The sequence below is a fragment of the Streptomyces sp. NPDC048349 genome (assembly GCF_040651925.1).
Classification (GTDB): domain Bacteria; phylum Actinomycetota; class Actinomycetes; order Streptomycetales; family Streptomycetaceae; genus Streptomyces.
On record NZ_JBEZLA010000119.1, the window covers coordinates 1 to 9,681 of the forward strand.

The 9,681-nt window shown below is 70.3% G+C and carries 12 protein-coding genes; 8 read left to right on the plus strand and 4 right to left on the minus strand.

Features of this window, described 5'->3' with window-relative positions:
• From AB0D44_RS33645 to pstB, 5 genes are all read left to right on the plus strand, one after another.
• Positions 1–867: CHAD domain-containing protein (locus AB0D44_RS33645; RefSeq protein WP_362598479.1), on the plus strand; the 867-nt coding region annotated here is incomplete at its 5' end.
• A gap of 233 nt (positions 868–1,100) precedes the next feature.
• Positions 1,101–2,237 (plus strand): phosphate ABC transporter substrate-binding protein PstS, encoded by a 1,137-nt coding sequence (gene pstS / locus AB0D44_RS33650; RefSeq protein ID WP_362598482.1) that lies wholly within the window; start codon positions 1,101–1,103, stop codon positions 2,235–2,237.
• Positions 2,238–2,366: 129 nt separating this feature from the next.
• On the plus strand, positions 2,367–3,356 hold the full coding sequence (pstC, locus tag AB0D44_RS33655) for a phosphate ABC transporter permease subunit PstC (protein WP_362598485.1): 990 nt from the start codon (positions 2,367–2,369) through the stop codon (positions 3,354–3,356).
• A complete protein-coding gene (gene pstA / locus AB0D44_RS33660; protein ID WP_362598488.1) occupies positions 3,356–4,438 on the plus strand; it encodes a phosphate ABC transporter permease PstA in 1,083 nt (360 codons plus the stop codon). The genes pstC and pstA overlap by 1 nt, the downstream gene beginning before the upstream one ends.
• A 29-nt stretch (positions 4,439–4,467) precedes the next feature.
• Positions 4,468–5,244: a phosphate ABC transporter ATP-binding protein PstB gene (gene pstB / locus AB0D44_RS33665; RefSeq protein WP_362598490.1), complete on the plus strand. Its 777-nt coding sequence runs from the start codon at positions 4,468–4,470 to the stop codon at positions 5,242–5,244.
• Between the two features lie 162 nt (positions 5,245–5,406).
• Here the strand turns inward: pstB and AB0D44_RS33670 are convergent, their stop codons facing one another.
• Complete coding sequence (locus AB0D44_RS33670) at positions 5,407–6,405, minus strand: inorganic phosphate transporter (protein ID WP_362598493.1); 999 nt, start codon at positions 6,403–6,405, stop codon at positions 5,407–5,409.
• Positions 6,406–6,410: 5 nt separating this feature from the next.
• Positions 6,411–7,031: a DUF47 family protein gene (locus tag AB0D44_RS33675; RefSeq protein ID WP_362598496.1), complete on the minus strand. Its 621-nt coding sequence runs from the start codon at positions 7,029–7,031 to the stop codon at positions 6,411–6,413.
• A gap of 238 nt (positions 7,032–7,269) precedes the next feature.
• On the opposite strand from AB0D44_RS33675, the gene AB0D44_RS33680 reads away from it, so the two are divergent.
• The gene (locus tag AB0D44_RS33680; protein ID WP_362598499.1) at positions 7,270–7,593 is read left to right on the plus strand and encodes a metal-sensitive transcriptional regulator; all 324 of its coding nucleotides are present in this window, start codon (positions 7,270–7,272) and stop codon (positions 7,591–7,593) included.
• A 113-nt stretch (positions 7,594–7,706) separates the two neighbouring features.
• Here AB0D44_RS33680 and AB0D44_RS33685 read toward each other — a convergent pair whose 3' ends face one another.
• Both AB0D44_RS33685 and AB0D44_RS33690 read right to left on the minus strand, forming a co-directional pair.
• On the minus strand, positions 7,707–7,862 hold the full coding sequence (locus AB0D44_RS33685) for a hypothetical protein (RefSeq protein ID WP_199808149.1): 156 nt from the start codon (positions 7,860–7,862) through the stop codon (positions 7,707–7,709).
• A gap of 126 nt (positions 7,863–7,988) precedes the next feature.
• Positions 7,989–8,822 (minus strand): hypothetical protein, encoded by an 834-nt coding sequence (locus tag AB0D44_RS33690; RefSeq protein ID WP_362598502.1) that lies wholly within the window; start codon positions 8,820–8,822, stop codon positions 7,989–7,991.
• Between the two features lie 180 nt (positions 8,823–9,002).
• Here AB0D44_RS33690 and AB0D44_RS33695 point away from each other — a divergent pair, with 180 nt between their 5' ends.
• Together AB0D44_RS33695 and AB0D44_RS33700 are read left to right on the plus strand one after the other, a co-directional pair.
• Positions 9,003–9,161, plus strand: coding sequence for a hypothetical protein (locus tag AB0D44_RS33695; protein ID WP_362598505.1), 159 nt, complete (start codon positions 9,003–9,005; stop codon positions 9,159–9,161).
• Positions 9,162–9,247: 86 nt separating this feature from the next.
• The gene (locus AB0D44_RS33700; protein ID WP_362598508.1) at positions 9,248–9,472 is read left to right on the plus strand and encodes a hypothetical protein; all 225 of its coding nucleotides are present in this window, start codon (positions 9,248–9,250) and stop codon (positions 9,470–9,472) included.
• The last annotated feature ends 209 nt before the right edge of the window (positions 9,473–9,681 follow it).

Below are 9,681 nucleotides of genomic sequence, written 5' to 3' on the forward strand. Positions count from 1 at the left end.
GCGCCGGTAAGGCGGCTGGTAAGGCGGGCGGCGGGCGGTGGGCGCGGCCTGCGGGGGGCCGCGCGCCGCATCAGCGGATCCCTGGCCACCTTCCGGGTGGTCACCGAGTCCTCCTGGGCGGACGGGCTGCGCACCGAGCTGGTGTGGCTGTCCTCGACCCTGGCCGACGAGCACGCGTACGCCGCCCGGCTGACGCGGCTGCTGGACGCGCTGCACCGGCTGTCGGGCGCGGCCGGTGTCCCGGCGCCGCGGGGTACGTCCGGCGCGCTCACGGTGGGCTCGGCGCGCGCGGGCGCGCTGCTGGAGCGCCGGCTCACCCTGGCCCGCACCCGCGCCCACTCGGCGACCCTCCAGGCCCTCGGCTCCGCCCGCTTCCACGCGGTGGCGGACGCGGTGGCGGTGCTGGCCTCGGAGGTCCCGCTGGATCCCGTCGCGGCCCGGGGCCGCGTCGAGGACGTCCTGGTGCCGCTGGCCGCGGTGGCCGAAACCCGCTTGTCGGCGGCGGTCGCGGCACTGCCCCCGGCACAGGACGCCCACCCGTACGACGAGGACAGCGACGGGCCCTGGCACGAGGTACGCCGCCTCCTGCGGATCCACCGGTACGCGCGGGAGGCGCTGGGCGAGGACGTCACCCGCGCGTCGGCCGCGGGCGAGGCCCTGGAGCGCCACCGGGACGCCGCGGAGGCCGCGGCCGCCTCCGCGGCGGCCGCCCGCACCCCCCGCATCGCCCCGGCCACGGCGTACGCCCTGGGGATCCTGCACGCGGACCAGCGCCACGCGGCGGAGTCCGCCCGCTTCGACTTCCGGCAGATCTGGCTCCCGGCCGGCGCGGGCGCCCGCGATCACGCCGGAATAACGGCGGGATAACGGAAGATTGCGGCGGCGCGCGATCGCCCCGGACCGCACCGGGTCGTCCGCCACGGTTCACCGTCCGTTCACTCGGGCCGGTCGGCCGCTTCACCTGATCTGACTAGTTTCGGCTGTGCAAGGTGAGAGCCGCCCGGGGTACGAGCAGCTCAGCCCCGCACAAGACGTAGTCCTCTTCGCACGCCGCCCCGATACAGAAAGCGGCCGGCGGCTTCTGGAAGGAACACCCGAAAGTGAAGCTTCAGCGCAAGAGCATGCTTCGTGCCTCCGCCCTCGGGGCGCTCGTCGTGTCCGGCGCCCTGGTCCTCACGGCGTGCGGCTCGGACGACAACACGAAGACCACCGACGGCGCGACCAAGCCGTCCGCTGCCGCCGCCGGCGACATCAAGTGCGACGACGCCAAGGGCAAGCTGCTGGCCTCGGGCTCGTCCGCGCAGAAGAACGCGGTCGAGCTGTGGGTGAAGAACTACATGGCCGCCTGCCCGGGCGTCGAGGTGAACTACAAGTCGTCCTCCTCCGGTGAGGGCATCGTCGCCTTCAACCAGGGCACCGTCGGCTTCGCCGGCTCCGACTCGGCGCTGAAGCCGGAGCAGGTCGAGGAGTCGAAGAAGATCTGCACCGGTGGCCAGGGCATCAACCTGCCGATGGTCGGCGGCCCCGTCGCCCTCGGCTTCAACGTCGCCGGCGTGGACAAGCTGAACCTCGACGCCGCCACGGTCGCCAACATCTTCAACGACAAGATCAAGAAGTGGGACGACGAGGCGATCAAGAAGCTGAACCCCGGCGTCACGCTCCCCTCCACCGCGATCCAGGCCTTCCACCGCTCCGACGACTCCGGCACGACGGAGAACGTCACCAAGTACCTCAAGGCCGCCGCTCCCGACGCCTGGCCGCACGAGGCCGCGAAGAAGTGGGCCGCCCCGGGCGGTCAGGCCGCGTCCGGCTCCGCCGGTGTCGCCGCCCAGGTCAAGCAGGTCGACGGCTCGATCGGCTACTTCGAGCTCTCCTTCGCCAGCTCCCAGGGCATCAAGACGGTCGACCTGAACACGGGCGCCGCCGCCCCCGTCAAGGCCACCGGTGAGAACGCCTCCAAGGCCATCGCCGCCGCCAAGATCGCCGGCACCGGCTCCGACCTGGCGCTGAAGCTCGACTACACCACCAAGGCCGAGGGCGCCTACCCGCTGGTCCTGGTGACCTACGAGGTCGTCTGCGACAAGGGCAACAAGGCGGAGACCCTGCCGACCGTCAAGTCCTTCCTGAACTACGCCGCCTCGGACGCGGGCCAGAAGGTGCTCCTCGAGAACGGCTACGCGCCGATCCCGGCCGAGATCAACGCCAAGGTCCGCGAGGCCATCAGCAAGCTCGGCTGATCGATCCCCGACCTCTCGGTGCCGGGCGGATCCGTCCGACCGCCCGGCACCCGAGACCCTCCCCCTCCACCCGGGGGATCCGGTGCACCGCCGCCAGGGGGCCTGCCCCCCACACAGACCGGAAAGACCATGGCTTCCACGACACCCACCCAGATAGACACGGCTCCGCCTGTCCCCAGGAGCAAGGGATCCACCGGCCGGGCCGGTGACAAGATCTTCGCCGGGCTCTCCAAGGGCTCCGGCATCCTGCTGCTGGTGATCATGGCGTCGATCGCCGCCTTCCTCACCTACCGGGCCTCGATCGCCCTGTCGAAGAACGAGGGGAACTTCCTCACCACCTTCGACTGGAACGCGTCGGCCAACCCGCCCGTCTTCGGCATCGCCGTCCTGCTCTTCGGCACCGTCGTCAGCTCGATCATCGCGATGGTCATCGCGGTTCCGATCGCTGTCGGCATCGCCCTGTTCATCTCGCACTACGCGCCGCGCAAGCTGGCCGCGCCCCTCGCCTACGTGGTCGACCTGCTGGCCGCCGTGCCGTCGATCATCTACGGCATCTGGGGCGCGCTGTTCCTCGTCCCGCAGCTGGCCGGCCTGAACCTGTGGCTCGACGAGTACCTGGGCTGGACCTACGTCTTCGAGAAGACCCAGGTCGGCGTCGCCCGCTCGCTCTTCACCGTCGGCGTCCTGCTCGCGATCATGATCCTGCCGATCGTGACCAGCGTCAGCCGTGAGGTCTTCCTCCAGGTCCCGCGCATGAACGAGGAGGCCGCCCTGGCCCTCGGCGCGACCCGCTGGGAGGTCATCCGGATGTCCGTGCTGCCCTTCGGCCGCTCCGGTGTCATCTCCGCCTCGATGCTCGGCCTCGGCCGCGCGCTCGGCGAGACCATGGCCGTCGCGACCGTCCTGTCCCCGAGCTTCCTGATCTCGTTCCACGTCCTCAACCCGGGCGGCGGCACCTTCGCGCAGAACATCGCGGCGAAGTTCGACGAGGCCAACGAGTTCGGCCGGGACGCGCTGATCGCCTCCGGTCTGGTCCTCTTCCTGCTCACCCTGCTGGTCAACGGTGCAGCTCGGCTGATCATCGCTCGCCGCAAGGACTTCTCGGGGGCGAACGCCTGATGAGCCACGCACTCCAGGACCGCCGGCCCGCCCGGGCCCCGAAGTCCGCCGCACCCGCCGGACTCACCCGGGGCGGCCTGCCCCGCTGGGTGCCGGCCGCCGTCGCAGCCCTCTCGCTCGCCCTCGGAAGCGGCACCGGCCTCGTCTTCGGCCTGCACAGCAAGGTCCAGTGGGGCCTGATCGCGGCCCTGCTCTTCGTCGCGATCACGTACACCGCCAGCGCGGTCGTCGAGAACCGCCGCCAGGCCAAGGACCGCGTCGCCACCTCCGTCGTATGGGTCTGCTTCCTCCTCGCGGTCGTCCCGCTGCTGTCCCTGATGTGGACCACGATCAGCCGCGGCGTGACGCTCCTCGACGGGAACTTCCTCAGCCACTCGATGAACGGCGTGACCAGCTTCGACCAGGGCGGCGGCGTCTACCACGCGCTGCTCGGCACCATCGAGCAGGTCGCCCTGGCCACCTTGATCGCCGCGCCCATCGGCCTGCTGACCGCCGTCTACCTGGTGGAGTACGGCCGGGGCTCGCTCGCCAGGGCCGTCACCTTCTTCGTCGACGTCATGACCGGCATCCCCTCCATCGTCGCGGGCCTGTTCATCCTGACGACCTGGAACCTGATGCTCGGCTTCGGCCCCTCCGGCTTCGCGGGCGCCATGGCCCTGTCGATCCTGATGATGCCCGTCGTGGTCCGCTCCACCGAGGAGATGCTCAAGCTCGTCCCGAACGAGCTGCGCGAGGCCGCGCTGGCCCTCGGTGTGCCGAAGTGGCGCGTGATCCTCAAGGTCGTGCTCCCCACCGCCATCGGCGGCATCTCCACCGGTGTCATGCTGGCAGTGGCGCGCATCGCCGGCGAGACCGCGCCGATCATGCTGCTGGTCTTCGGCTCCCAGCTCATCAACGGCAACCCCTTCGAAGGCGCCCAGTCCTCGCTCCCCCTCTACATCTGGGAGCAGTACAAGGTCGGCAGTGAAGCCTCCTACGACCGGGCATGGGCCGCAGCGCTCGTCCTGATCGCCTTCGTCATGATCCTCAATCTGGTGGCCCGCGGCATCGCCCGCTGGAAGGCCCCGAAGACCGGTCGCTGACGCGACTCACGAAAGCGAAGTGACCCCTCATGGCAAAGCGAATCGACGTCAGCGGACTGTCCGCCTTCTACGGCAGCCACAAGGCCATCGACGACATCTCGATGACCGTGGAGCCCCGCTCCGTGACGGCCTTCATCGGCCCGTCCGGCTGCGGCAAGTCCACCTTCCTGCGCACCCTGAACCGCATGCACGAGGTCACCCCCGGCGGCCGCGTCGAGGGCAAGGTGCTCCTGGACGACGAGAACCTGTACGGCCCCGGCGTGGACCCGGTCGCGGTCCGCCGTACGGTCGGCATGGTCTTCCAGCGCCCGAACCCCTTCCCCACCATGTCGATCTTCGACAACGTGGCGGCGGGGCTGCGCCTGAACGGCTCCTTCAAGAAGTCCGAGCTCGCGGACATCGTGGAGAGGTCCCTACAGGGCGCCAACCTCTGGAACGAGGTCAAGGACCGCCTGAACAAGCCCGGCTCCGGCCTCTCCGGCGGCCAGCAGCAGCGTCTGTGCATCGCCCGCGCCATCGCGGTCGAGCCGCAGGTCCTGCTGATGGACGAGCCCTGCTCGGCCCTCGACCCGATCTCCACCCTCGCCATCGAGGACCTGATCGGCCAGCTCAAGGAGCGCTTCACGATCGTCATCGTGACGCACAACATGCAGCAGGCGGCCCGCGTCTCGGACCGCACCGCCTTCTTCAACCTTTCGGCGGTCGGCCGGCCCGGCAAGCTCATAGAGATCGACGACACGGACCGGATCTTCTCGAACCCGTCCGTGCAGGCGACCGAGGACTACATCTCCGGCCGCTTCGGCTAGACCGGGAGATGTGACGACGTCCTGCGGTGCTGCATGGCGGTGCCACCGCAAGGCGAAAGAAAGAAAAGGGCCGGCTCCCCCTGGGTGGGGGGAGCCGGCCCGCTTTCGTTCCGTCCCGTGCTGCACGCGGCGCGCTGCACGCGGCGCGCCGGACGCAGCGCGCTACACGAAGGCCAGGTTCACGATCCAGAAGCTGACCGCGGCGACCAGGGCCGCGGCCGGCATGGTGATGAACCAGCCCAGGATGATGTTCTTGGCGACGCCCCAGCGGACCGCGTTCACCCGCTTGGTCGCGCCCACACCCATGATCGCCGAGGTGATCACGTGGGTGGTGGAGATCGGCGCGTGGAAGAGGAACGCCGAGCCGAACATGATCGAGGCACCGGTGGTCTCGGCCGCGAAGCCCTGCGGCGGGTCCAGCTCGATGATCTTGCGGCCGAGCGTGCGCATGATGCGCCAGCCGCCCGCGTACGTGCCCAGCGACAGCATGACGGCGCAGGCGACCTTGACCCAGATCGGGATCGCCGCGTCGGCTGCCTGCACGTCGGCGATGACCAGGGCCATCACCACGATGCCCATCGTCTTCTGGGCGTCCTGGAGACCGTGGCCCAGCGCCATGGCGGCCGCGGACACCGTCTGCGCGATACGGAAACCGCGCTTGGCCTTGTGCGGGTTGGCCCGGCGGAACATCCACAGGATGACCACCATCACCAGGTAACCCGCCACCAGACCGACGACCGGCGAGATGAACATCGGGATGACGACCTTCTCGACCACGCCGTCCCACAGCACCCCGATGCCACCGGCCAGCGCCGCGCCCACCATGCCGCCGAACAGCGCGTGCGAGGAGGACGAGGGCAGGCCGAAGTACCAGGTGATCAGGTTCCAGACGATCGCGCCGACCAGCGCCGCGAACAGGATCCACATCCCCCGGTTGCCGTGGGGCGTCTCGATCAGGCCCTTGCTGACCGTCTTGGCGACCCCGCTGCCCAGGAAGGCGCCGGCGAGGTTCATCACGGCGGCCATCGCCAGCGCCGCGCGCGGGGTCAGCGCACGCGTCGAGACGGACGTCGCGATCGCGTTCGCGGAGTCGTGAAAACCATTCGTATACGTAAAGCCGAGCGCGACCCCGATGGTCACGACCAGAGCGAAGGTGTCCACGAGGTTCAGGACTCCTTGACCGCGATGGTCTCCACCGTGTTCGCAACGTGCTCGAACGCGTCGGCCGCCTCTTCGAGCACGTCGACGATCTGCTTGAGCTTCAGCACCTCGATGGCGTCGTACTTGCCGTTGAAGAGCTGGGCGAGCAGCTTGCGGTGGATCTGGTCGGCCTGGTTCTCGAGGCGGTTGACCTCGATCCAGTACTCGGTGAGGTTGTCCATCGTCCGCAGGTGCGGCATGGCCTCGGCGGTCAGCTCGGCCGCGCGCGCCAGCACCTCGATCTGCTGCTCGACGCCCTTGGGCAGCTCCTCCACGTTGTAGAGGACGACCAGGTCGACCGCCTCCTCCATGAAGTCCATGATGTCGTCGAGCGACGAGGCGAGGTTGTAGATGTCCTCGCGGTCGAACGGCGTGATGAAGGAGGAATTGAGCTGGTGGAAGATCGCGTGGGTCGCGTCGTCTCCCGCGTGCTCCGCAGCCCGCATCCGCTCCGCGATCTCGGCCCGGGCGGAGGTGTCCGCTCCGAGCAGTTCCATGAGGAGCTTGGAGCCCGTGACGATGTTGTCCGCGGATGCGGCGAACATGTCGTAGAAGCTCGTCTCCCTGGGGGTCAGACGAAATCGCACGTGAGGTCCTCGGGGTGCATTGGATTCGGTCAGGCTGATGCTAGGCGCATCCCCCGGCCACGGCTAACCGGCGGTTCCCCAGTGTCCTCCATCAGGCAGAGTGAGGGACAAGGACCCCTGCCCGTGCGGCCGGGGCCCGGTACCCTATACCCATGAGGGGTATGCACGGTGTGCACCGGGTGTGCAACCCGGTAGGCACATACCCCCTGTACCCCTCATTGCGACCACGGGAGGACGCATGACGACCATCGAGGCGGAGGGCTCCCACGACGGCGGCGCCGTCCACGGCTACCACCATCAGAAGGACGAGCACCTCAAGCGGCTGCGCCGGATCGAGGGCCAGATCCGCGGCCTCCAGCGGCTCGTCGACGAGGACGTCTACTGCATCGACATACTCACCCAGGTCTCGGCGAGCACCAAGGCGCTCCAGTCCTTCGCGCTCCAGCTGCTCGAGGAGCACCTGCGCCACTGCGTCGCCGACGCGGCGGTCAAGGGCGGCACGGAGATCGACGCGAAGGTCGAGGAAGCCACCAAGGCCATCGCCCGCCTGCTGCGCACCTAGTGCTCTGACCGTCTCTTTCGAATCTTGGGTCCGGCCTCACCCCGAGGCCTTCCCGGCGCAGGCCGGGGCAGCCCGCTGCGCGGGGACGGGGGCCGCGGCCCGGTACACGGCGGTCAGCCGGACCAGATGCCCATCAGGACCTCGTCGATCCGGTCCTGGCTCAACCGCTCCTCCGCGGCCGCCGAGGCCGCGATGATCAGCTCACCGCACAGTTCGATCTCGGCGAGCGCCACATGATCCTGCACCGTCGTACCGCCTGCGGGAGTCACGCGTGTCACCTCAATCTGCCGTGTTCGGTCGTCGGCGCTCGGCTTCTCAGCGTAGGGAGGCCAGGGGGCGCGGCGCATGACACGGATGGACCATTTCCGGATACCCGGCATGGCCCGACCGCACCGCTAGTCGGCGATCTTCCCGGCGTAAATGTCCGCGCTTGCGGGCAATACGACGGTCACCGGCGTCCCGAATCCGTACAGGAGCGTGGTCGACGAGACATCGATCACGCCATTGTTGACGTAGGTGAACCGGTGGCGGACCTTCCGCAGCCGTCCCTCCTCGTCCAGGTAGGCGTCGAACGGCACGGTGTCCGTGCTGAACCCTTTCGCCGCGGCCTCCAGCGCCCCTCTGGCCTCCGCCGACGCACTCCCCGCGGCCTTCCCGATGTCGGTGGTCCCCCGGTAGTGCCGCACCTTCGCGCCGGCCACCTCGGTCTCCCCGACGTACGTCACCTCCTGCGCGCCCCGCAGCAGCTCGGCCGCGACCAGCGGATCGGTGGCCCCGCCCGTGACCAGGTTCCCGTCGGCCAGGGTCGTCGTGTCCACCCGGACCCACTTGTCGTCGGGGACGCCCGCGCCCCGGTTCTTCATGTAGAGCGCGCCCGGGACCAGCAGCTCGGTGATGGGCCGGTGCTCGGCCTTGCCCTTCACATCGGCCGGGAGCATGACCAGCAGCTGGCCCATCCGGTTCTTGAAGTCGACGCCGCCCTCGCCGCGGATCGTGACCCTGGTCCCGCCGGTGGCCATCTCCATGGCCGTACGGGCGCGGGCGCTGCCCGTCCTCGTCAGTGCGTCGGCGGCCCCGCGGACCACCGTCGCCGCGTCCGCGGGGGGCCGGTCGTCGCTGCCGGCGGGCGCGCACCCGCCCATCGCCGTGACCGCCAGGGTGACGCCGACGGCGAGCACCGCCGCCCCACCCGCACGCTCGCGCCGCCGCCTGTGCTGGTGCACCACCATCGCCTGCCAACCCCCAACGCATGACCGCTGTTTGCCCGAGGCCCCCACCCGCTCCGGTTAACGAGGTCAGGGGTTTCCCGTCACGGCCCCGCGGCGCTCCCCGCGCGGTGGCGACCCAGGTACCGTGGTGGGGTGGATCCGCACCTCAAAGCGCCGCCTGCCCTTCCGCTTACCGCCGCCGTGCCGCACCAGCCACAGCCGCCCACCGCCGGGCACACCACCTCCACCACCGACCGCGGTTCCTTCTGCCTGGCCGTGTGCAGCTGCGGCTGGAAGGGCCCGGCCCGCCGCTCCCGCGACCTGGCCCGCAAGGACGCCGCCCGGCACGGCGCGCAATAGCCGGCCCGACAGGGGCGGGCGGGGCGGCGTAGCCCGTTCGGACGGCCCGGCTGGCCGGGGCGGGCCGGAGCGGATGCCCTTGACTCATGCCAGGACCCGCAGCCCGCGCCACCGCCCTCCTCTGGGCGCTGCTCCTCTCGCTGACCCCGGCCGCCGCGGCCTGGGCCCGGCCGGTCGGCTCGGCGGACGGCCCGGCCGACGTGGCCCTGGCCGTCGGGCTCACCACGGCCGCGGCCCTGGCCACCGGCCTGTGGCTGCGCTCCCGCTACCGCCGCGACGCCGAGGCAGAGGCCGACGGCGGCGACCGGTGACGCCCCGGCCCCGCCCCGCGGCGGTACGCCTGTGCTTCGGCGCGGCGGGGCTGTGCCTGGTGGTGGCCCTGCTGCTCGCCGTCTGGGACTCGTACGGGGCCTGAGCGGCGGTCAGAGCACTAGGGGGTGTCTGACGGAGGTCCGCGGCGTCGCGGTGCCCGGCACGCACTCTCGCCGCACCGGCCGAAAGCCCAAGTACGTCCAGTACG

What these genes read in the sequence shown, in the direction of transcription:
- AB0D44_RS33690 (WP_362598502.1), bottom strand. Translation starts at nt 8,822, where the DNA reads ATGGTGGTGCACCAGCACAGGCGGCGGCGCGAGCGTGCGGGTGGGGCG.
- pstC (WP_362598485.1), top strand. Translation starts at nt 2,367, where the DNA reads ATGGCTTCCACGACACCCACCCAGATAGACACGGCTCCGCCTGTCCCC.
- pstA (WP_362598488.1), top strand. Translation starts at nt 3,356, where the DNA reads ATGAGCCACGCACTCCAGGACCGCCGGCCCGCCCGGGCCCCGAAGTCC.
- AB0D44_RS33700 (WP_362598508.1), top strand. Translation starts at nt 9,248, where the DNA reads ATGCCAGGACCCGCAGCCCGCGCCACCGCCCTCCTCTGGGCGCTGCTC.
- AB0D44_RS33680 (WP_362598499.1), top strand. Translation starts at nt 7,270, where the DNA reads ATGACGACCATCGAGGCGGAGGGCTCCCACGACGGCGGCGCCGTCCAC.
- pstB (WP_362598490.1), top strand. Translation starts at nt 4,468, where the DNA reads ATGGCAAAGCGAATCGACGTCAGCGGACTGTCCGCCTTCTACGGCAGC.